Below are 24872 nucleotides of genomic sequence, written 5' to 3'. Positions count from 1 at the left end.
AGGAAAATAAAAAATAATGTATTTTTTAAAAAATGAAAATTTAGAAGCAACTCTTAGTTCTCATCCATTTGAATTAATTTCGTTAAAAAACGCGGGCAAAGAATATATTTATCAACAAGATAGTACATGAAAAAAATCATGACCAATTTGTTTTCCAATCACAGGAAAGTTAATTAATAATCAATATCAATTAGCAGATAAGACTTATATGATGATGGGACACGGATTTTTTCGTGCAATTACTGCTTGAAAAGTTCTTACTTATACAACAGATACATTGGTCGTTGAATATATAGCAACAAAAGATTTTTATAATCAGTATCCATTCTTATTTAAATTAGAAATAACATATCAATTAGTAGCAAAAAAATTAGTTAATAAGATTAAAATTATTAATCTTGACCAAAAACCATTACCATATAATTTTGGCTGACATCCAGCCTTTATTTGTGATGATTATTCCGGCAGAGTTATTTTTGATCGCCCACAAGTAATTACGCATATTCCTGGCGGTGCTTTTTTGGGTTCAGAAATGAAAACAGAAACAAATTCACAGTTTTTAATAAATCAATATGATTTTACAACTGGCCAATGCTATGCATTACTAAAACAAACAACAAACAAAGTTTTAATTGTTGATTCATCCCGAGAAATTAGTTTAACGACAAAAGGTTATCCAAATGTATTAATTTGAAAATGTCAAAATGATGCAAAATATATTTGTGTTGAACCATGAGATGGTCATCAAGATGACATTAATTATCAAACAATTCCATTTGACCAAAAACCATGAATTAATAAGTTACAATCACAACAAACAAAAATATATTGTTTAGAAGTAGAATTTAAAAAATAAAACCTCTTAACAAGTAAGAGGTTTTCATCAAAAATGAATATTATGTAAAAAATACAATAAGTTAGCAGGGGGATTTGCTTGGTGTCTAAAGAGGATATTAAGCTGTTCCATATAATCTTAGATTCTTATTGTAAGAGGTTTTTCATTCTTATGTATTAGTTTTATAATTTCAGCAGTATTAATTTTGTTAACTAAAGTACTAACCATTTTTTCTTCATTCCTTAGCATCATAAAAATGAATAGGTGCCACATTATTATTTAACAAGTATTTTATAGTTTTGAATAATTTAAGGTTTGTATTATGGTAACATATGGTAAACAAAAACACAGCAGATTTTTGTTTTTCATAAAAAGTTATTTCACAAGTAGTTTAAATAATAATGCTGTGAACACCAAAAATATTATCTCGTAAAAATTTGACAAATGATTTTCTTTTTTTTTTTTTTTTTTGTCTGTTTTAGGTAAGTTCTAAACAGAAAGATAACCATTTATTAATTTATACTATACTTTAAAATATGATATATTATAACCAAGAATTAACTATGAAAAATCCATATATTAACGAATCTTAAGGAAAGGAAAAAAGGCCAAAGATGAAAAAAATTTTAGGATTTTTAGGAATTATTAATTTTGTCGTTGCTAGTGCACCATTAACAATTGCTGCAAAATTAAATAATATTACAGAAGAATTTGAATTAAAAACACCAATTACTAAAGTAACAGCTTTTTATTGATGAAATTCTGATGAAAATACATTTACTTGAACAAAAACATTACCAATAGAAACAAATTATAAATATTTTAGTATTATAGAGTTTAAAAACCGTCGTCAAAGCTGAGTTGAAGGACACAATAGTTCTAAATATTATCATATTAATTCACCTTTAATAAAAGACAAAACCAATATTTTATTAATAAATAATACTCAATCTGAAACTAAAATAGCAGAAACTTATTATGAGTATGGTTACATTATAGCTGAATCTGAAGTAGCAAATTTAAAGTTAATTTTAAATTTAACATATTCTAATAATACTATTAAAGCAAAATTTACAGCTAAAGCTATTGTAACAAATCCAGATCTTTTTTGTTGAGTTAAAACTCAAGCAACATTTTATTTTAAGATTATAGTTTCTGAAAATCAATTATAAATAAAAAATAATTAACGATTTAAAAAATGTTACAAAATAAAATACAAAGAAAAAACTATAAACATAGTTTATAGTTCATCATCATAATAATTTTTATTATGATAGTTTTTATTAATAGTTATTTCTTGCAATGTTTGGTAAAATTTTGTTTTAATAATTTTATTATTACAATAATTATATAAATACATACTACCAATTAGGATTCCTAAAATGGCAAAAAAAGCAATGAAGAATCAAACATATCCTGGAATTCCTAAAAAAGGAGTATGGATATTTAAAAAGAAATAAGGATATCATCGATTTTCAATAATTCCTGGTTCATTCCCTGGTCAAGTAAAATGATTACCAGAAAGACGACGTAATTCTCCTCTAATCATTGCATATGCGCAATATCCTAATAGGACAAGTAAATATTTTCAAAAGTTTTTTCTAAAAAATTGTTTTAAGTTAATTTCTTGTTTATTTTCCATAAAAAATAAGATGTAAATAACAAATGCAATCGGATTTGTCATATGGTCAATAACTGTTGTAATCCATCCTATTGGACTGCCTGGTAAAGGTTGTGTTGGCAATAATAAACAATTGTAAATAATAAAAGTAATTGTAATATAACAAGCTGCTGCTAATGCAACTGGGTATGATTGAATTTTATTTTTATTTTCTTGATGATGGCGAATTCCACTAATTAAGAATCAGAATAAGATTCCTAGATTTGATAAGCATGTAAAAGTTGTAAAAAAATCTAATGTGTATACGGTGTAATCGCCATTATAATGGTTTATAATATCATTTTGATTTAAAATCCCATTAATAAATGCTCATCCTAAAATAACAAGGACAACTATTGCAAAAAATAGTTTATAAATTTGCTTTCAAGCTAATTTTATTTTTAAAATCATTGATAATTATTTCTCCTTGTTTTTTAGTTTTTGTAGTAATTTAATATCCTGCATTACTACTATAATATTGTAGCATTGATTATTTTAAAAGTGATTTATCAAAGCAGAAAACTTTATGAAAGTAATGTTTTTGTTTAAAAAGGTATACATTTTTATAAAAATTGGGTAAGATAATATAAACCTAAATTTATACAAGGTTTATTAGAAGAGGTGTAATTATGTCAAAAAAAGAACTAGCAGCGCAAATTGCCGAAAAATTTACTGATGTGTTATCAAAAACACATGCAGAAGAAATTACAAATTTTGTTTTTGATCATATTAAAAAAGCTTTAGTTGCTGGAAAAGAAGTCTCAATTGCAGGATTTGGGAAATTTGCTGTAACCGAAAGAGCAGCAAGAGATGGAAGAAATCCGTCAACAGGAGAAACAATTAAAATTCCAGCTTCTAAATCAGCTAAATTTAAAGCAGGTAAACAATTAAAAACTGATTTAAACAATAATTAACAATTACGAAAGATTTAATTGTTATGTTAAATAGTTTATTTAACAAAGGAAGTATTAATAAGTGGCGTTTTTTGTTAAGTCATTATAAATTAATAAATTTGTCAGAAGAACAGTTAGTATTAATTATGTTGATTATGAACTGTTCTTCTTCTGATAAAAGGTTTATCACGCCATTAGAAATTGCAAATCATTCTAACTTTAGTGAAGCCCAAGCAAAAAAGATGTTAGATCATTTGAAGCAAGCTGGCTTTATTGATATTAAAATGAAAAAAGATGTTTTAAAAATGGATTTATCACCAATTTTTAATAAGATTATTATTGCAATTGAAAACTTAGAATTAAATGTTGAAAAAAAGATTTTATTTGAACAAGTGAATCAAATTTTACATCAACCTTTAAATGAACACGAAAAAGCAACTTTAAATACTTATTTAGAAAATAAAATTTCTGATTTTCAATTAACCTTAATTATTAATAATCATCAAAATGCAAAACTAACTTTTAAAGAATTGCTGAAGTTTATTGATAATTATCTTAAAAATAAACCAAAATCATTAACTAAATATAATTGATTAATTGATTAAGAATTGGTTCAAAATCAAGGAAATTAGGAAAAACTAAAAAAAGCTCATGGCCATTTTCAATAAAATATGAAAGTGGTATTTGTTTTGTTGGCATTAATTTTATTCATTCTGTTAATTTTTGATATGATAAAATAAAATAACGGTCATAGGAATGAAAGTAAATAATAATAAAACTAATGCCATGATGATTATGAACTAATGCTAATTGTTGTAATTGATGTGTCTTAATATTGTTTAAATTAAATTTTTGTTGATTGGTTTCTTTTGCTTCAAATTCAATATAATGACCTTGATAAAGTCCATAATAATCACATCCAGTTTTTGTTTTAAAATAACTTTTTGTGATTAAATGCTGGTATTTTTCAAGTGGAATAATATTTACTGGCCGTTTAAAAAAAAGACTAGTATTATTATCAAAATATTTTTGAATAGTATAATTAAGTAAAGATTCTAGAAACATGCCACGATTATTGGGTAGATACATTTTGTTTCCTCCTTTAATAATTAATTATCAAAAAAGGAACTTTGTTCCTTGTAAATGAGGTGTAAAAAATGAAAACAATTAAATTACGAGCAACGGATATTATTAATAAGGAATTCCAAGTTGATTATCAAGGTTATGATCCAAATGAAGTTGATACATTCTTAGATATGGTTGCGACAGATTATCGCGTTTTTGAAGGAATTACGAATGACTTTAATAAAGAAATTAAGTATTTGCGTCAACAATTAAATGATTTGCAAGATAAAAATGATGTTTTAAGAGCTCAACTTGATGAAACAAAAGCCCAAAAAGCTCGTTTAGAAGAAGAAGGATTTTCAAAAGCGGATTTAATAAAACGGATTCATAACTTAGAAGGAAAAATAAATAACGATTAGATTTATTTAATTAATCTCTAAGATATAGTATAATAGATATGAGTTATAACAGAACTAGTTGCTATTAACATCTTGTTAATAGAGGAAACTCCACGCTCGCACAATCTGTGATGATTGTAGTGTTTGTGCTAATTTAATTCATAAAATTAGGCATAAGGTTACTTATGACGGCTGAAAAAAATCCTACGTTATTATTAAATAATATGGAGTTTTTTCTATAAAAGTGCCACAGAAACGAGTTTTTAAAGAAATTTAAAAAATGGAACGGGTAAACCCCACAAGCGAGAAACCTAAATTTTGGTAAGGGAACTTCTTGTTTTGAAGCAGAAAAAACAAGGGGATCAATTTAATAATTGATAGATAAATAACTAGTATTTTATTTTAAGAAATAAAAACAGAACGTGGGTTATGATGTTGTAACTTTACTAATAAAAATAGATATTAATCTATTTTTATTTTTGTTTAGATAGTTATAATTTTTTTTTATAAAAACTCATAATTTAAACTTGACTTTTTATAAAAATAAATTATAATTTTTATAAATAAGAAAGGAAAAAGATAATGAAAAAAAATACTACCGATGTTTTAACAGTACAAAATGATAAGATTTGAACTAGGATTAAAAAATCAGTTTTTCATAAGGAATTATATAATCAAAGATCAATTACGTTTAAAATTGCTGCTTCTGCGATTTTTTTAGCTATGGCTGTTGGATTAAGTTTACTAGAGGTTTTTAGTGTTCCGACTCCTTGAGGGGCAACGTTTGGTTTACGATTTTTTGATACTTTAGTAATTATTTATTCAATTGCAATTGTTGGATTAGGATTTGCTTTATTAGAAGGAATTGCATTACCCTGAATTCATAATTTAATTGATGGGCATCATACTTGACTTGAAATGGCATTCTTTATGATTTCTAATATCTTAGTTGTGTTTGTAACTTGATTTGTTTATTATATTTTATTTAATGCTTGTCATAAAATTACGGTTCCAGAAAATGTCGAAGACCATACTATTCATGAATATCATCATGTTAAAAAAGCACATGATCATCATCATAAAATTGCTAATATTAAATGAGGAAAAAAAATCTTGGCATTTGTTATTATAGTACCAATATGTGCTTTAATTGAAGCAATTTCATTTTTAATTGTTGCAAAAATTTTAGTAAATATGGGTCATACGCATCCGGATGTTGACCATGCGCATGTTCTACACGATAGTTTGAATGTGCTAGTTCCGACAGGGAATATAACAAGTAATCAAATTGATTGATCTAACCAAATTACTGTTGCGCATGCTGGGCATGATCATGACCACGATAATAGTGGTATGGCATCTATTTTTGAGTCATGACAACATACTTTAATTTTTATCGGAATTTTCTTTGGAATTTTTACGGCTAAGTATATTGTAAATGCGACTTTATTTTTGTTACTAGAGCAACGGACAAGACAATTAGTTGATCGATATGGAATATATGTATAAAAAACTTTTTTAAAATTTTAAAAAAGTTTTATTTTTTTGATATAATACATTGATAAGAGAGCAAATATTAGGCTCGCATTTTTTAAGAAATGAGGTGAGGTTATGGGGAAAATTAAAGAATTAATTGATATTAATAAAATTGAAAAGAATTTAGATTACAATGAATTACATGAAAAAAATCAAGCTCGTAAGCAAGAAACGCCATTAGAAATGATGAAAAGAATCAAGGCACCTCGAATTGGTTTTTTTAAGTTAGTTGCAATTTATTACCGTCGTTATTTATTACGTTCGTTTACAATTTTATGAGCGTTAGTATTAAGTTCGACTTCAATTGTCATAATGACTTTTTTAATTAACCAATTAATGAGTGAAATTTTATATGAATTTGGTGATGATCCAACTTCAGTAACAACAGGATTACGATGATATATATGATTAATTATCATTGGTGTGGACTTATTAATTGCCGTAATTACAACAAATATTCGTGAACGAGTAGGAGGCATGCTAGGACGGAATATTGAAATCGATGTCCGTAATGCGGTATTAAATAACTTAGTTAATTTAAACATAGGTTATTATTCTGATAAAAAAATTGGAGAAACAATGACTAAATTAATTAATGATACACAAGTTATTGGGGATGAATCACAGTTAACCCCAGCTAACTTAATTAGTATTCCAATTATATTTATTGGTAGTGCAGTTTCATTATTAAATATTGATTGAAAATTAGCATTGATTTGTTTAGGCTCAACATCATTATTTATGGTTGCTGTTGCAGTAACTTTCCGTTCACAAGCATCAGAAACAGAAAATGTTCGTGCAAAAATTACAGATGTTAATGGAGATGTGACCGATCGAATTGCATCAATCGCCCTAATTAAAGCAACCGGAACAGAAGAATATGAACGTGTTCGTTTTGAACAAATTCACAAAGAATATTACCGTGTTAATCGTCGTTTAAATCGTATTCAAGCACGAATGACAACAATTATTATTTTATGTGCATTAAGTTTAACAGTGATTGTTGTCTTAGCAAGTATCATTTTATATGGTAATAAAGGCGCAGAACATACTAATCGTATTATGAAAATTTTACCAGCCTTTATTACAGGTGTTAATACTTTGGCATTTCCAATTTGAACATTAACTGGATTAGTGCCAGGATTAGCACGTGCAACAGCTTCAACAAAACGAATTATTCAATTAATTCGTGTTGATACAACAATTGAACCAAACCGTAATGCTCCAGAGGTAAAAGAAGTTAAAGGAGATATTATTTTAAAAGATATTGTTTTTGAATATCCTGAAAAACCAGGTGTTATTATTTTACCTAAAACAACAGTGACTTTTGAAAAAGGAAAAAGTTATGCCTTTGTTGGAGAAACTGGAAGTGGTAAATCAACAATTTCAAAATTATTATTACGTTTCTATGATCCAACTAGTGGGGAAGTTATTGTTAATAACACTAATTTAAAAAAATTAAACTTAGCAAGTTATTTAACACATGTTGGTTATGTTGAGCAAGAACCAAAAATTTTATTTGGGGATGTTATTTATAATGTAAAATATGGAATGTTTAATGCAACAGATGAAGAAGTAGTTGAAGCTTGTAAAAAAGCGAACTTACATGATTTAGTAATGGGTTGAAAAGATGGTTATAATACTATTTTAGGAGAACGAGGGTTTATGCTATCAGGTGGTCAAAAACAACGGCTAGTTATTGCCCGAATGATTTTAAAAAATCCACAAGTTTTAATTTTAGATGAAGCAACAAGTGCTTTAGATAATATTGTGGAAAAAGAAATTCAAGCTGAATTAGAAAAAATTATGGTTGGTAAAACAACGATTTCAATTGCGCACAGATTAAGTACAATTAAAAATGTTGATCAAATTTTTGTCTTAGGAAAAGGGCAAGGAATTATTCAAAATGGTAAGTACGATGAGTTAATTGCGATTGATGGTCCATTCCGTGACCTTCATCGTGCTGGTAACCAGGGCAAATAAAAAAGTGTTTATTTTAACACTTTTTTATTTGCAAATAATAAATTTAACTTATATTTTTAGGATGAGAATTGAGTTATTCTAATGTTTATGGAAATTTATTGTATAATTTATCTATACATTAATTAGGAAGGATAATATTGTAAGGGTAAAAAATTGCTTTTACATTAAATTGATGGGATGATGAAAATGAAATTTAGAGAATGAAAACATACCTTACGGGATGGCATTGAATTACATATGTATGAATGAAAACCTGATGATGATAAAAATATTAAGGGGATCGTTCAACTAGTTCATGGTAGTGCAGAACATGCTTTTCGTTATGATAATTTTGCCAAATTTTTAGTAGCAAACAATTATGTTGTAATTGCAGACGATCATCGCGGACATGGGAAAACAGCGCTGTCTTCAGAGGATCTTGGATTTTTTGCTGAAGAAGAAGGTTGAGAAAAAATTATTGATGACTTATATGAAGTAACAACTTATATTAAAAAAAGTTATCCGAACCAACCAATTGTAATGTTTGGTCATTCAATGGGGTCTTTTATGGTCCGTCATTATGCAATAAAATATGGCACAAATATTGCAGCATTAGTTATTTGTGGAACAGTTCATTACTCAAAACGATTATTAAAATTTTCAGTTAAAATGGCTAAAATTGGGCAAAAAATGAAAGGACCAAAATCAAAGGATAATTTTATTTATAAATTTTCTTATGCACCATTAAATTCTCGCTATAAAAAGGAAGGTAATTTAGGAACTGAGTGATTATCAACAGATAAAACAGTTCAAGAAGCTTTTGCAAATGACCCGTTAACAGGACAAGTTTTTTCAACAAGTGCTTTTAAAGATATGTTTACAGGATTGTTGTTTATTACAAATAAGAAAAATATTAAAAATACACCAGATAACTTGCCATTACTATTTATTGCGGGTGCTGATGATCCAGTTGGAAAATATGGGAAGATGGTTATGAAAACTGTTGATTTATATAAAAAGGCAGGAAAAAAAGTTAAAGTTAAATTATATCCAAATGCTCGTCATGAGATTTTGAATGAACCAATTAAAAAAGAGATTTATCAAGATATTTTAAATTTTTATAATAAGAGTCTTTTTGTTTAAATAACAGCAACTTATTTTTTTAAAAACAAGAGTTAGTATCTTGTTTTTTCTATCTTTTTGCTTTAATATAATTAATAAGCAATATCGGATTATATTGAAATTTGTGAGGAGAGAAAAATGAATTTATTACACGAATGATCAAATTTTAAGATCGTAAATTCAACTTCATTTTTCTTTAATCCGTTATTGGAATGTATTGCAATAATTTTTCTTACTAATTTTGTTTTATGCTATCTTGTTTTAAAGATTGTAAAATATTTTTTTGCTATTCACACTAGAAAGAATGAAACAAAATCTTTAGCAACAAGATATTTCTTTATGGCGACTTTTGCTGTTAGTGAGTTTATTGTGCTTTTAATTTTACAAATTATTCTTTTACAAATTTATGCAAGTAAAACAGATACTAGTATTTATCTTAGCATTGTTTTAGTTTTACAATTTTTTATTACAATTATTATTTTAATAAACAAACAATTTTTAAACTATATTTTAAAATTAGTTATGTCAGTTTTGTTTTCATTGTTGTTTTCATTTTTAATAACAAAACAATTATGAAACTGAATTTATTATGTTAATAATAATCATATTTTAGTATTATGGTTAATAAAAAATATTTCAATTATTTTTATTATCACATTTTTTTATTTATTTGATTTAAAAACAACATTTTTACATGATTTTGCTTTCCGAATTTTAACTTTTTTAATTTTAATTAGTAATTTTGAAAATGGGTCTGCCGATTTAAAAATTTTAGATCGTTCATTGTTTTTTAAAATTATTTTAAAAATAATTAAAGTTTTATGTTTATTAGATTTATTTTTCTTAATAAAAACTGTTAAAAAAACAATGAAAAATTTATGACAAATTAATGATGATAATTCAATTGATCTTGTTGCACTTTTATTATTGTTAAATAATATTCGCTTTTTTAATATTAGTGAAAAAAATGGTTTAGAAAATTTACCAAATAAATTCTTAAGAAATGAAATTAATGGTTGAAGAGGGATTCTTCAAGAATAAAATAAGAATTAATTTATTTCACTAATTCAATGATTTAAAATTATTTATTAATTAAAAAGAAAAGAGAGAATAATAATGCGAAAGTTACTTAATATTTTAGCAGCGGCAACTTTAGTAGCAACACCAGCTCTTACTGCTAGTTGTAAAACTAAAGCAAAATCAGCGGAAGATAAATATAAAGATTCATCAGTTGAAAATTTACCTAATGGCCCATTAAAATCAAAAATTTTACAAACAACTTTATTTACAAAAGCAACAATTGCAAATCGACATGAAAACTTAAATACATATACACCTTCAATGTTACAAATGTTAATGCGCCTACCTGATTCATATAAAGATAAAGATGGTAATATTGTTGATATTGATTATTATCGTGACAAATATTTAAATAAAAACGATGGGATGCCATTAACAACCTTATCATCAAATTATGATTATATGAATTTATTGGATAATGAATTATATAATACGGAAAAACAAACTAAGAAAAAAATTTCTGACTATTCTGATAAAGATCCTTTACCATCAATTCCTAATTTAGCAAAAAATAGTAATATGTTAAACTATTGATATGATGGAGGACCATTGTCAAATTATTCAATTGTAAAGGAAATTTTACCAACTAAGTGTGATGATAAAAGAATTAATCAAAACATTGTTGATGCATGTAATAAAGCAATATTTGAGATGCCACGAACAACATATTTTTATAATTTTAATATGGATTATAATCCAATGGCGACAAAAGATATTAAATTTGATACTGACACAAATCAAAACTTCATTATTAATAATCAAAAATTTGCGGCGGGAGGACCATTTAAAACAGCACAAAAATCAGAAGAACAAGATAAATTAGCGATAATTTTACAGTTAATTTCAATGGCTGATATGTTTACAGACCGTTCACAATCAAAAGCATATATTAATCAGTTGAATAAATTTTTAGCATTATCAGGAGATAGTGATGGAACTTTTATGGGAAGTATTTTAGGAGCTATTTATTATCAGATTTTTGCTTCTCCTAAATTACCAAATGATCCAACGAAAGAAAATGCAAATTATACTTTTGCAAAATTTGGAGTGACAAAGGCGTTGCAACTTTTAGGGAAAGATAGTACCGAAAGACAAGCAATTAAGCAAAAAATTGATGTTTTTTTTGATGCGCAATCACAAGTCTTTAGTGATTTATTGGCAGTAAGACCAATGCAACCGGGATTGGACTTAAATAAACCAGAAGGTCAATATAAAAATCGTGATGCAATGTGAAATGGTAAAACACCAAACTTACGATTAGTTGACTTATTGTTTAAAAAAGATGCTTCAACAAAATCGTTAGCTGAATTATTTACTGATTTTGGTGAATATCTTGATGATTTATATACTAAAGCAGATGTCGAACGCCAAGAAGAAGCAAATAATTCAATTAGTAGTTTTTTAAAACTTGCTGCTAATGTAGTTACTCCTGGGTTTAAAGTAGTATTACAGTCAATGTCAAAAATGATGTTATCAAAATCAGAAGGTGGTTTAGGAACCTTAAATGTTAATGATATTAATCGTTTTGTTGTTGCCTTATCAAAAGGAATTTTACAAAGTGCCAATGCATTAACAGAAGTTAGTAAGTTACCATGATCAGAAGCAACTGACCAAGAACAAAATCAAACAAAAATTACACAATTATTAACAGGTAGTGATGATCCATCTACACCAGCAAAAGATTCATTTATGGATTTAGCATTCACATGGTTTAATGATAGTACGCAACCAGTAAGAGCATTATTAAACAAATTATATTTTGATCCAGATTCAGAAACACGGAAAGATTTATTAGCAATTAATAATGCTTTATATGAATATTCAAATAATTTATTATTAGGAGCAAATTGAAATATTAGCAATGGTCAATTAGAAGAAAATAAATTATCTTATGACATTGAATATAAAGGTACAGGTGATGCTGATGTTGCTGCTAATTTATATTTACATCAAAACTGATATATTCCAAAATCAGAAATTAAGACTTATCAAGATTTAAATGCAGCTTATTTAAAAGCATTAGGTAATCGGGATTTGGATTGATTTATGAAATATGATGGTCTAGGAAATAATTATCAAAAAGTGCACTATAAATATAAAGTAACTTGAATGAACATTAATCCTGGTGATGATAGTCATCAATATTGAGTAATTTCTAATATTCAATGATTTGCAAAAGATAGTAGCGGGCAATGAAAACGTTATTATGATGCAATTGAAAATGATTAAAATGAGAATATAAGGGCTAAACATGAAAAAAACATTGTTAATGAAGCAAGGAATTTTAGGAATAATTAGAGCAAAAGGGCAATTTATTTCATTGCTCCTTTTGATTTTCATTTGTTCAATTATTACTTCTTGTCTATTTACAACGGTCACTAGTTTACAATCAGCAAATCGACAAATGGGTTATGGTAGCTTTGATTATGATTATTCATTTCATTATTCAGCGATGGATTTTGAAAATTCAAATATGCAAACAATTACTCCGAGTTTTGCTTTTGATACAGAATATGTTTTAGTAGAAAACAATGATAATAAATTGACATATCCAAAAATTACAATTGGTGCAGCAGCAACAGATGTTTTTACTGCATTATCACCATCTGATATTAATTTTGAATTAACTGATGGTACAATTACTAATTTAACATTAAATTTAACATTACGAACAACTGCTCCAAATTATCAAAACTCATTAATAGCAAAATTACGAGCAATGGGTTATAATGCTTTAGCTGACCAATATTTTAAACTATTTTATACAACGCAAATATATAAAAACTTTTTAGGAATTGTTACTGACTATATTAATACTAGTTTTTTAAAAAAACAGACTAATGCAACGATTGAAGAAATTAAAGCAAAAATTGCTAATTTTATTAATGGTAAAGCAGATGCCGACCAGCAAGCAATTGAACGCTGAGATTGAAATTTAAAAACAGTTGATAATGATTTTACTAAATTTAATATTCCGGATATTAGTTTAACATTGGGGAAACAAGACAATAAAACAGTGGTAACCAATATTTCACAAAATACTTTATTTGAAGAAGGACTTCGAGGTAGTTTTGGGGTTGCTACTCGTTTTAATGTAACTGATGCAAGCGGAAACAAGGAAACACGAATTCAATATTTAGCACAATCACCATGGCAATATATTGATAAATTAAATCAAACTGGAATTAATGAAGCACGAATGGTTATTGGTAATTTATTCAATAAAGTTCCTTTTTTTGGTAATTATAGTGAACGAAGTTCTTTTCTTAATTTTGTTCAAACTTATTACACAATGTTAGGAGTTGTTAGCAATTTTGATGTTGCAATGCGACAAGAAGTTACAACTTGGGATATTACTAATAATTTAAAATATAAAGTAATTGGATGGCATGATTTATTAAAAGAAAAACAATTAAATCTTTTTGATAAGGTTAATGAGTGGGCAGGACCATCATTGAATGAATCAACAATTAGTAATTATTATGCTGTTGTTAGCCCTAATTATCTAAAAGCACATCATAAAAATTTGCATGATAACATCCAAATTGGTGAACGAACATTTACAATTGGAGCAACTGGTGGTGATACCTTAAATATTTATCCAACTATTTATGAAACTGATTTTATTCCTGATTTTAAAACGGATGTTCTTATTTATCTATCGTCTTATGGAATGTCTTTATTAGCAGAAGATAATAATAAAGGTTTAATTAGTTTAAAGGATAATTCACGAGTATTTTTAAAAAGTTTAACAAATAACCCAGCCGCAAATTTAGCAATTTTTAAAAAATATTATGCAAATAATCCCAATCAATTAGATTTTTATACTCAAATGTTAACCAAAAGTTCAAAGGCCCATGGAAATGATCCTTCAATTGGTGTTTTTGAGCCAAAAGAAGCAACAAGTTCATTAACACGGCGCTATGATTTACTAGCGAAAACAATTAATGTTTATATTTATATTGGTTTATTCTTCATTATTATTTTTGCCATAACACTATTTGCTGTTTCATATATTATTATTAAAGAAATGATTAAACGTGAGTCACCACAAATTGGAATGTTAAAAGCTGCTGGTTATTATCTACGTGAAATTGCTCTCTCATATTGAAGCATTTTAATGGTTAGTATTTTAATTGCTGTACCAACCGGTTGATTAGTTGGAATTACCGTCCAATTATTTGTAGTGAAATTATTTAATATGTTTTTTATAATAAATTGAAGTTTTACTTGAAACTGAATGATTTTGCTTTTCTTAATTGGATTCTTCGTTATTTTCTTATCATTTATTACTTTTATTACTTGTTATTTTTCAATTAATAAAACAGAAGTTTTAAGCTTAATTCATCCAATGCGTGAGTTAAAAGTTGATAATAGTTTAGCCCGCACTGTCCGTAGTTTTCATTTTAAAACCTTTGTTGGACGTTTCCGGATGGTTGTTTTATCAACGTCATTAAAACAAGCATTTACTTATTTAGGAATTTTTGCCTTAGTTACATTTACTTTGACTGTCTCATTATTAGCGCCAGTCTATGCAAAAAATTTTAATACAAATTATTATAAAAACATTAAATATGGTAGTGAAGTTAAATATAGTAATGTCATAAGTAATAATCCATTTTCTTATTATAAAACTTATGCATGAAATGGAATTGATAATGTACCTAAGACAGCTGATCCGATTGAACAAGATTTATATCCAATTGGTGGTATGACGCCATTAGCAAATTACTATAGTATTGATGGGGGAGCAACAATTAAACCATTAAAAGCGGTAAAACAAGAACCAACTGTAGCTGGCATCTTAAAAGATATGTTATCTTATAATTTTGTTACTTTATCAGGAACTAATTTATCATTGGGAATTTTTAATTATTTAAATAACTTAGTAAAAAATTCTCCGACTGGTGATAGTGTTCGAGCTTTAGTATCAGAAATTTTATGTACCGTATTACCAAAAGCATTGGGAATTGGAGCAATTCCATATCCACCATTTACTGACCAGGAAGATTATCCTTCATTATGAAGAACATGTTTTAGTAAAGCAACAAATGGTATTATCCCAGCTGCAGTTAAAGAAGATTGAAATAAAAATCCTGATCGAGCAAATCATTTTGCATTGGGAATTGGAACAATGAGTTATAATCCAGTAACTGATGATGTTTTTACTAGTTTTGATGGGAAGTATAATGATAATCAATTTCCTGTTTATGGAATTAATCCAAATACAAAAATGCTAAAATTATCATCCGCAGAGCGTGCTATTTTAGCAAATAATGATAGCAAAGTAATTAACGCAATTGCTAATGTTACCGCATTACATCAATTAAATCTTAATGTTGGGCAAGAAATTGAATTAACCCCTAAAGTAACAACATTACAATACAATACTGGTCAGAATGAATGAACAGAATTTACTAACAATAATACAGATTTAAAATATCAAAACTGAAAATATAATTTAAATGGTAATTCTGCTGGATGAGATCTAAATAATTATCAAAGTTTGTATTCATTAGATAAAAGTTATTTTACTTATAATACAAGTTCACAAACGAAATATTATGTTACTGCTGATCGAAAGAGTGAATATCATAATTTAAATAATGTTGAATTATGAATTCCAAGGAATTCGGCGATGGAAGCAATTTGAAGTAAAAAAACAATTACATTGAGTAATGGTGTCCAACGGACTTTATTAAAAGAATTAACAGTTGGAAAAAATAAAATTATTCGAAAAGAACAAATTGATGATAAAGAATACTGAGTTATTAAACCATATGATTTTAGTTTTGGTGGAGCATATAGTGGTGATTTTGTTGATGGAATTCCAACAACGTGATATCAAGCTGCTGTTGATAACAACTTTATTAAAGCTGCGCCATCTTTAACCCAAAAACCAGTTAAAGTTAAAATTGCTAAAAGTGTTGCAACTTATGATACACCGCGCCTTTTTATTAGTATCAATAATGCTAATCAAATTAGTTCATTTCCAACAAATAACATTGATGGTAACTTAAATATAATGCAATGATACAATGGAAAATATACAACAGAATTCCAACCATCTGATCAAATTAATCGTTATGCGTTATCATCAACAAATGGTGATTTATCATTAAATAATTTTACGACTTCTTATAGTTCATCTGTTTTAACAGCTGATTATGTTGGGATTAAAGCCAAAATTATGAGTCGGGTTATTATCGTTGCTTTATCAGTTGCTTTAATTTTTATTGTTATTATCATTATGGTTTCAGTTATTACAATATATTTTGCAATTGACCTCTTTATTAAAAAATTTATTAAAATTATTGCAACAATGAAAGTACAAGGTTATAGTCGCTGAGAAATTAATAATTTAACTTTAGGAATTTTTATTCCCTTTGCCGTTGTTGGTTGATTACTTGGATATTTTATCACTTGAGGTTTGGCATGAACAATTACTCAAAAAATTTTAATGTTCTTTAATTTCTATGTTCCAATTGGAACGGGACTAATTACATTACCAATTATCTTGGGAGGAATTATTATTTTATATGTTATCTCATACTTTATTTAAATGAAAAAAATTAATCAATTAAATATTCAAGAAATTGTTATGATGGAAAGTTAACATTATTTAAAAAACTATGGTTTAAAACCATAGTTTTATTTTAATCCATTAATAGGTTTTAAAAACAGTAAAAATAGCGTATAGTTAATAGAAAGAACTTATTTTAAATAAGATGTTTTCTTTTTAACGAGGGTTTGAAATGTTTAATTTTACAACAAAACAAAAGTGAATAATTAATGGTAGTTTATTAGGAATGACTTTATTAGCTTTAATTGGTTTATTATGTTATTTTTTAAAATTGTTAATTCCAGCCATTGTTTTATTATAAATTGCTGGTCTGGGCTTTTTTGTGATAATGATTATGTGACTTGTTATGGAACGACATAATAAGAAAAAAAATAAGGAGTTGATGTAATATGACTGAAAATGAAATTATTCGTAAAATTAAAGAGATTAGTATAGATCCTGACCACCGCTTTTCTTTTATTGCAAAATATATTTTACAAAATTTAATGATTGTTCCTGAAATTACTATTAAAGAAATGGCTGAATGTACTTATACATCAATTGCTACTATTAATCGTTTTACTAAATATTTAAATTTAGACGGATATAAAGAATTAATTCATATTATTAAATATTTTAACCATAACCTTGCTGGTGAAGAAAGTATTATGGTTGGTGAAACTAATAATAGTTTAATGTTCAATACATATAATAATATTATTCGTAGTTTACATGATACATTTCGGTTAACATTAAATCAGAAGGGTATTATTGCTAATGTTATTAAACATTTTAAAGCAGCACGTCGGATTGTTGTTTTTGCAATTGTAGGAACTTATAATGTTGCGAAGGATTTTCAAGAAAAATTATTACGAATTGGGTTTAATATTATTGCAATTAATGATTTTCATAACGGGTATTTTTTAGCGCAACAATTAAATGAAGGTGATTTAGCCTTTTTTGTTTCGTATTCAGGTGAAACATTAGATTTAATTAAATTAGCAAAAATTTGTCATCAAAATCATACTCCAATTGCAATTGTTTGTCGACAATCAAATAATACTTTATCTAATCTAGCAGATTATGAAATTACAATTAGTAGTAATGAATCAATTGAACGTTTAATTTCAACAACTAGTCGCTTTGCATTATTATTTGCGTTAGATATGATTTATTTTTCTTTGTTAGCAACTGATTTAGAGTATTATCGTGTTATGTTAGAAAAAACATTAGTACCAAAATTTTAAAATTTCCAAATTTTGAGATGAAATTACAGATTAAGTATTTTACCTTGTAATTATTGCACTTTCTTTTATCATATACATAGGTAGCAAAAAAATAGATATATGTTTATTGAAAGTGAGGAAAATGAAATGGCAAAAGATCCGAAACAGACAGCAAAAGATATTGTTGAAATTGTCAAAGCGGATAATGTTGTATCATATACCAATTGTTTAACGAGACTGCGTCTTAATTTAAAACCAACAGCAGAGATAGATTTGGAAAAATTAAAAGCAACACCAAATGTAATGGGTGTTTTAAGACCATCACCAACAGAATTACAAATTGTGTTGGGACCAGGCTTTGTTGCAAATGTCACACAAGCTTTTGGAAAATTAGTTAATGTTGATAAAACTGCGTATAATGAAAATGGTGGTACGGATGAATTTGTTAGTGCTGCACAAGCAGCCCAAGCTGTAAAAGGCGAAATGAAAGGAAAGCAAAATAGAGTACAAACTTTTTTTACTAAATTCTCAAAAATCTTTTCACCAATGATTATTGGTTTCATTGGGGCGGGGATTTTATCCGGGATTGCTGGGATTATGCAATCTGCATATGGTGGAACAATGGACACTAGTCATGCTCCAGCTGCTGCCGTATCTTGATTTAAGGCATTAAATTTAATTCTAGAAATTTGAAAAAATGCTTTTATCATTATTGTTGGATGACGAACTTGTGAAGTTTGAGGAGGCAGTGGTGTCTTAGGGGCAATGACTGCAGCAATTTATTCTCCAGTTTTTGTAAGTAGTGTAATTCCAATGCTAGTTGTTGGTGATGCTAATCATGTTAATTATTTAGGGATTAATATTACTAATCCACTAACAAATTGGTTAACAGTTGGTTTTCGTCCAGCATTAGATGCAAGTGGTAAATTAGTATTTGGATATCCGTCAGGAAATATTTTAGGGGCCTTATTAACGGCAACAGCTGCTTTATGAATGGAACGTGGTGTTCGTAAATTTATGCCAGGAGTGTTAGATACAATTGGCACTCCAACATTAGTATTATTTGGCCTATTATTATTAAATATCTTTTTATTAATTCCTATTTCAGGTTATTTATATCAAGCGGTAGCATGATTCTTTGCTCATTTATACACTAATCCTTTTGGTGCCTTTGTTTTAGCCGCAATTTTCTTAATGGCAGTTGCTTTTGGAATTCACCAAGGATTTGTTCCAATTTACGGAATTTTAATTGAACAAACAGGAGTTAATGGTTTATTCCCAATTTTAGGAATGGCAGGAATGGCACAAGTTGGTACTGGGATTGCTTTATGAATTATGGCAGCAAAAGGCAGCTTATTGCGTCGGCAAATTCAAGGGGCCTTAATTCCAGCAATTTTTGGCATTGGAGAACCAATGATTTATGGGGTAACTTTACCACGAATTCGTCCATTTGTTACTAGTTCAATTGGAGCAGGTTTTGGTGGCTTATTTATTGGCGCAGTGTACATGTGAGGACATGTTACTTTTGGTTTAAATGCAATGTTTGGTCCTTCAGGGATTTTAGCAACCTTTATGATGACAACTGATACTGGTAATGTTCCATTAGCAGTGGGGATTTATCTTATAGGATGTGTCATTGCAGTTTTAGCAGGATGACTTGTTACAATGTTTGGATACTCGCGAATTGTTAAAGCGGGTGGAAATGATATGAAAGAGTTATACCAAAAAAATGGTAAATATAAACTATATCAAAAAATCTTATGAACATTGGCATTTCTTACAATCATTGGTATTTTTATTTATTGAACAGTTGCATATTATAAATTACCAAAAGCCAAACGGCAAAAAATTGCCCATGTTAAAGTTGAATAAAATTATTTTAAAAGAAAGAAGGATGTTATGAATAAAATTAATTTGTCAAAAATAGACACAGAACAACGTAATCCAAATAGTACTCATATTGATCAAACAGATACAAAGGGTATTTTAACAATTATTAATAATGAAGATGCAAAAATTGCGCAAGCAGTGCAAGCAAAAATACCCGTTATTACTAAAGTAATTGATTTAATTTTTCCGCGTTTTAACCAAGGGGGTCGATTAATTTATATGGGAGCAGGATCATCGGGACGAATTGGGATTCTTGATGCATCAGAGATGTTACCAACGTATGGACTTGATGCTGACCGTATTGTTGGGATTATTGCCGGTGGTGATAGTGCTATTCGCACACCAGCGGAAGGTGCGGAAGATGACCAAGATTTAGCGGTAAATGACTTAAAGAAATTAAATTTACAACCGTTATTAGATACTGTAATTGGGATTGGTGCTTCTGGGCGAACACCCTATGTTTTAGCAGGATTAAAATATGCTAAAACAATTGGTGCATTATCAGTTGGTTTGTGTATGACAAAAAACTCGGAAATGATAGCAATTGCTGATGAAGTAATTGCAATTGAAACAGGACCAGAAGTTATTACTGGCAGTACTAGAATGAAAGCGGGAACAGCAACAAAATTAGTATGCAATATGATTTCAACAACATTAATGGTTAAATTAGGAAAAGTATATCAAAATTTAATGGTTGATTTAGTTGCAACTAATGAAAAATTAAAAGTACGAACAGCAGAAATTGTTAAAGCTGTTACAAATGCTAGTGATGAGGTTATTGCGCAGGCATTAACAGCAGCGAATTATGCTTGTAAAAATGCAATTGTAATGATTTTAAAAAATGTTTCTTATGTTGAAAGTCAGACATTACTAACTAAATATGATAATTTAGTTAGTAAAATAATTAATGAATAATAAAAGTTATTAAATAATTTTTAAAAAAACTTCAAATAAAATATTTATTTGAAGTTTTTTTTTTTATTATCAAATTATTTGTAAATTATTTTTAGTAATTTACAAATAATTTGATAAAATCACTTCTTTTATTTTTTTGCTTTTAAAATAATTTAAGTATTTTATACTCAAATTATGAGGTATTACGTTAATTGAGTAAAAAATTTTGATTAAAATTTTATATAAAAAAGGAGAAACAATATGAAAAAATTATTTAGTTTATTAACTGTATTAACAATTAGTGGTATAAGTTTTCCAAATGTCCTTGCTGTTAATCCATATCAATCACAAAAAACAAAAAATTTAAGTGATTTAATCAAAGTTGTTGATTTAGGTAATATTATTAGTAGTGCTGAAGATGACATTTTGCATGCAATTGTTGCTTTAAATCCGGGATTAAGAGTCAATGAACTAAGAGTTGCACAAGTCTATAATAATAGATGAGCTCGAATTATTTTTGCAGATGCTCCCGATAATACTACTAATAATAATTTTGTTGTTGTAAGTTTTAATATTTCTTCAGAAGGAAGAATTGGTAATTCAATCTTTTATAATTCTCATACAAGATTAGAACCTCATCGACCTGCTCCAACAATTCCAACAATAGAAATTACATCAAATGAGATTCCTGGTGGAGAAATTACATCAAATGAAATTCCAAATTCAACAATAAGATCAAATAATGAAAAAGAAAATAGTAAAAACCAATCTAAAGAACCAATTTATGCAACAGTTTTACCTAAAAGTGAAAGAAGGAAACAAAATAAACTTTTATCGCCAGTTCAAAAACCGCGAAATTTAAGTAATTTTTTGGTACAGACAGTTTTAGGAGAATTACCAGATAATTTACCAACAACAATTTCAAATCATTTACGTGAATTAAATCCAACATTAGATTTGAATCAAATTTCTATTACAGATATAACATTAAGTTCAGCAATGATAACATCTAATCAAAATTCAAGATATACTGGGAGTTTACAAGTAACATTTACTTTAAATGCTAAAGATAAACAAAATTCTAATAAGACTGATGAAAATGAACCAGATAATGATTCCAATGCAAATGCTAATCGTAAAGTTAAAGATATGATTAACAAGTTTAATAATCTTTCAAAACAATCTAAGCAAAATAAGTTAGATGAGATAAATGATTATTATCAAACATTATCTGAAAATGATAAAGCCAATTTTAAAAATAAATTAAAAAATATTGGGTTAGGTCTTACTTCTAGTGGAATATCTGGTGCTGGAATGTTAGGAATTTCCAAAATGGTTGGAGTATCACCAATGAATGCTTTCGGAAGTGCTATTAAAAATATCCAATCTTTTCTTAGCAATGGTTTTAGTAATATTTTCTCAAGACAAATTAGTACTATAACCGAAACTGCTGATTCAATGGAGTTAACATCATTATTGTCATCATCAACAGGTGAATTAACAGCTGTTGAAACTTTAACAGCAGAAATAGAAACAGAGGGAGGAGCGACTGCACTTGGAGAAGGAACAATACTGGGGACAGAAGCAGCAGCAACTGCACTTGGAGAAGGAACAATACTGGGGACAGAAGCAGCAGCAACTGCACTTGGAGAAGGAACAATACTAGGGACAGAAGCAGCAGTTAGTGCTAGTTTAGCACCAGAAACATTAGGACTTTCAATTGTTATTGGTGGCTTAATAATGGCTGGAACATCATTTTTAGTTTGATGATTAAGTCCTAATAATACAGCACCAACTAAGCATGAATCACATAATCAATATGATGAAATTGAAAAATACTATAAATTTTTAGCACATGATCAATTAAAATTAGACATTAGTTATTATAAATGAAATAAAATTAAACAAATTTATAAAGCAAATTCAAATAACTATAAAGAATTTCAAAGACAAGTAAAAATTAAAATTGCTAATTTTCATAAAGAAGACCATAGTGGTTGAAGGGGAGCAATTACAGATGAAGATATTAATGTATTAATTAAAACTGTCTTTAATAATTTTTGAAGTATAAATAGTCATTTTGAAGATAATTATAGTCATGGATGAACAATAATAACAAATACAATTGGTAGTTATTTTGCAATTGAAAAAGAATAATTTTTCGCTAATAATTACTTATTAGATATTGATGAATTATTCATTAGTGTAATATTTTATTGTAGATTATTAAAAATACATGCTATGTTTTTTATCAAAGATAATAGTGGTGCATAACATAAGTTAGCAAAATGTGCTAATTATGGAAATATGTAAACTGATGGTAATTAGTAAAAAATAGTTATATTTGTTTGTGAGGAAATTATAAGTATGCTTAAAATGTATGAAAAAATAAAGTGAGTTTTAAAATTTTTTTGGTTGATTATTACTTAAATATTTTTTACAATTTTAAAAACTATGTTATAATGGCATTGGTCCATTTGATACTTTTAAAAAATAATCTTTAATGGAAAATAAAAAAATAAAGATTAGATTTAAATAAAATATCAAAATATCAATCTGTATTAAAAATATTTTTATTGTAATATTAACGTATTAAAATTTAAAGTTAAATAATGTCAATTAAATAATTAATAATTATATGAAAGGATATATTAATTAATGAAGAAATTCTTACGGATTTTAGGGATGGTAATGTTAACAAGTACAAGTGCATTGCCAGTTATTAGTTGTGTCATACCAAAACAAAAGGAATTAACAATTCATGATGAAATTAAAAAATCATTACAGAATAGAATTATTTTTGATAATGGTTGAATTACGGATTATTCGCAGTCAAAGGAAAATATTGAAACATGAACTAAAACTTTTATGTATTCTACTTGAAATTTTTTAAATAAATTAATTACTTATTTAGTATTTCAACAATTATTAAAGGATATTCCTAATTTAATGAAACATTATCCTAATTTCTCACTTTTTGCATCTTTTATTTTAGAGGATTCAATGAATATTAGAAAAGCTATTAGAAGTCAACAAAATGTAATATTTAATTATGATGTGAGTTATAATTTACAGCAGTTACAAGATATTCCATTTCAAGATTTATTTGATAACAATATTTTACTTCCTTATAATAGGACGGGAATGATTAGGTTTTATGGTAGAGACATATTTGGCCAATATAAAATTTTGGGAAACAATAGTCAGAATCAACTGTCATTTAATCAAAAAAACTTTATTCAATATGATAAGAGAAGGTTAAATTATTTATCAAAAATGTTAAATGATCCTTCTGTAATCAAAGTTTTTGATGCCGACTATCGTAAGTTTTTAATTATGTCTCAATGACTTCCTTATGTTGACTTTAGTAAATTAGATTTTCCGTCGGAAAATTTAGTAAAAGAAATTCGTGATAATTCTAATATTTTTAATTTAAATAAAGATAAAATATTAAAAAACTTAAAGAAAAATATTTTAGAAGATTATAAAATTCAACATCTTTTTAAATCGATGCCAACAGTTTTTGATGACCTTGATATTGATATATTATTAGTTAAAGCGGTTTTAACTTCGGAAATACAAGATAATACAGCGATGAATTATGTTTATGGGTTAGATCGAACATATGACAAGGATATGTTGATTATTAATGTTAAAACAACATTAAAAATGGGAAATATTACTTCAGATATGACAATTGATGAACAATTAGTTTTAAAAATTAAATACGTTGAGTAAGAAAAGGAAAA

At 27.2% G+C, this 24872-nt stretch carries 19 protein-coding genes and 1 other RNA gene; 18 read left to right on the top strand and 2 right to left on the bottom strand.

The genetic code is table 4. From position 1 onward, the window contains the following. Window positions 1-16 precede the first annotated feature (16 nt). Both SPM_RS00535 and SPM_RS00530 read left to right on the top strand, forming a co-directional pair. A complete protein-coding gene (locus SPM_RS00535; protein WP_004027660.1) occupies window positions 17-856 on the top strand; it encodes an aldose epimerase family protein in 840 nt (279 codons plus the stop codon). 593 nt (window positions 857-1449) lie between these two features. After that, window positions 1450-2007 (top strand): hypothetical protein, encoded by a 558-nt coding sequence (locus tag SPM_RS00530; RefSeq protein ID WP_004027659.1) that lies wholly within the window; start codon window positions 1450-1452, stop codon window positions 2005-2007. Between the two features lie 68 nt (window positions 2008-2075). On the opposite strand, the gene SPM_RS00525 is transcribed toward SPM_RS00530, so the two are convergent. After that, window positions 2076-2906, bottom strand: coding sequence for a Pr6Pr family membrane protein (locus tag SPM_RS00525; protein ID WP_004027658.1), 831 nt, complete (start codon window positions 2904-2906; stop codon window positions 2076-2078). Window positions 2907-3124: 218 nt separating this feature from the next. Between SPM_RS00525 and SPM_RS00520 the strand changes: the two genes are divergently transcribed. Continuing rightward, on the top strand, window positions 3125-3409 hold the full coding sequence (locus SPM_RS00520; RefSeq protein ID WP_004027657.1) for an HU family DNA-binding protein: 285 nt from the start codon (window positions 3125-3127) through the stop codon (window positions 3407-3409). Between the two features lie 23 nt (window positions 3410-3432). Beyond that, a complete protein-coding gene (locus SPM_RS00515; RefSeq protein ID WP_004027656.1) occupies window positions 3433-3993 on the top strand; it encodes a DnaD family protein in 561 nt (186 codons plus the stop codon). Here the strand turns inward: SPM_RS00515 and SPM_RS00510 are convergent. Beyond that, window positions 3968-4477 carry a Holliday junction resolvase RecU gene (locus tag SPM_RS00510; RefSeq protein ID WP_004027655.1) on the bottom strand — a complete coding sequence of 170 codons (510 nt, stop codon included), beginning with the start codon at window positions 4475-4477 and terminating at the stop codon, window positions 3968-3970. The two genes, SPM_RS00515 and SPM_RS00510, sit on opposite strands and share 26 nt — an antisense overlap. Window positions 4478-4545: 68 nt before the next feature. On the opposite strand from SPM_RS00510, the gene SPM_RS00505 reads away from it, so the two are divergent. The 14 genes from SPM_RS00505 to SPM_RS00450 all read left to right on the top strand — a co-directional run bounded on the left by SPM_RS00505 (window position 4546) and on the right by SPM_RS00450 (window position 24861). Beyond that, window positions 4546-4872 carry a DivIVA domain-containing protein gene (locus tag SPM_RS00505; protein ID WP_004027654.1) on the top strand — a complete coding sequence of 109 codons (327 nt, stop codon included), beginning with the start codon at window positions 4546-4548 and terminating at the stop codon, window positions 4870-4872. A gap of 46 nt (window positions 4873-4918) precedes the next feature. Next, window positions 4919-5286, top strand: an RNA gene (rnpB, locus tag SPM_RS06355) — RNase P RNA component class B. A gap of 147 nt (window positions 5287-5433) precedes the next feature. After that, the gene (locus SPM_RS00500; RefSeq protein ID WP_004027652.1) at window positions 5434-6360 is read left to right on the top strand and encodes a hypothetical protein; all 927 of its coding nucleotides are present in this window, start codon (window positions 5434-5436) and stop codon (window positions 6358-6360) included. Between the two features lie 102 nt (window positions 6361-6462). Next, a complete protein-coding gene (locus SPM_RS00495) occupies window positions 6463-8370 on the top strand; it encodes an ABC transporter ATP-binding protein (RefSeq protein ID WP_004027651.1) in 1908 nt (635 codons plus the stop codon). Window positions 8371-8556: 186 nt separating this feature from the next. Further along, on the top strand, window positions 8557-9492 hold the full coding sequence (locus SPM_RS00490) for an alpha/beta fold hydrolase (protein WP_004027650.1): 936 nt from the start codon (window positions 8557-8559) through the stop codon (window positions 9490-9492). Between the two features lie 117 nt (window positions 9493-9609). Further along, entirely contained in the window at window positions 9610-10512 is a 903-nt protein-coding gene (locus SPM_RS00485; RefSeq protein ID WP_004027649.1) for a hypothetical protein, read from the top strand. A 75-nt stretch (window positions 10513-10587) separates the two neighbouring features. Continuing rightward, on the top strand, window positions 10588-12780 hold the full coding sequence (locus tag SPM_RS00480) for a hypothetical protein (RefSeq protein WP_004027648.1): 2193 nt from the start codon (window positions 10588-10590) through the stop codon (window positions 12778-12780). Window positions 12781-12802: 22 nt separating this feature from the next. Beyond that, complete coding sequence (locus SPM_RS00475) at window positions 12803-17113, top strand: ABC transporter permease (RefSeq protein WP_004027647.1); 4311 nt, start codon at window positions 12803-12805, stop codon at window positions 17111-17113. 193 nt (window positions 17114-17306) lie between these two features. Further along, window positions 17307-17435: a hypothetical protein gene (locus SPM_RS06905; protein WP_004027646.1), complete on the top strand. Its 129-nt coding sequence runs from the start codon at window positions 17307-17309 to the stop codon at window positions 17433-17435. Between the two features lie 88 nt (window positions 17436-17523). Beyond that, on the top strand, window positions 17524-18360 hold the full coding sequence (locus SPM_RS00470; protein ID WP_004027645.1) for a MurR/RpiR family transcriptional regulator: 837 nt from the start codon (window positions 17524-17526) through the stop codon (window positions 18358-18360). A gap of 126 nt (window positions 18361-18486) precedes the next feature. Continuing rightward, window positions 18487-20211: a PTS transporter subunit EIIC gene (locus tag SPM_RS00465; protein WP_004027644.1), complete on the top strand. Its 1725-nt coding sequence runs from the start codon at window positions 18487-18489 to the stop codon at window positions 20209-20211. A gap of 27 nt (window positions 20212-20238) precedes the next feature. Next, window positions 20239-21144: an N-acetylmuramic acid 6-phosphate etherase gene (gene murQ, locus SPM_RS00460; RefSeq protein WP_004027643.1), complete on the top strand. Its 906-nt coding sequence runs from the start codon at window positions 20239-20241 to the stop codon at window positions 21142-21144. Window positions 21145-21384: 240 nt separating this feature from the next. Then, window positions 21385-23280 (top strand): hypothetical protein, encoded by a 1896-nt coding sequence (locus SPM_RS00455; RefSeq protein ID WP_004027642.1) that lies wholly within the window; start codon window positions 21385-21387, stop codon window positions 23278-23280. Window positions 23281-23781: 501 nt separating this feature from the next. Beyond that, window positions 23782-24861 (top strand): hypothetical protein, encoded by a 1080-nt coding sequence (locus SPM_RS00450; protein WP_004027641.1) that lies wholly within the window; start codon window positions 23782-23784, stop codon window positions 24859-24861. Window positions 24862-24872: the final 11 nt, after the last annotated feature.

The sequence above is a fragment of the Spiroplasma melliferum KC3 genome (assembly GCF_000236085.2).
GTDB lineage: Bacteria > Bacillota_I > Bacilli_A > Mycoplasmatales > Mycoplasmataceae > Spiroplasma > Spiroplasma melliferum.
The sequence above is the reverse complement of the archived record's forward strand: the minus strand, read 5'-3'. Positions and strand labels throughout refer to the sequence as shown.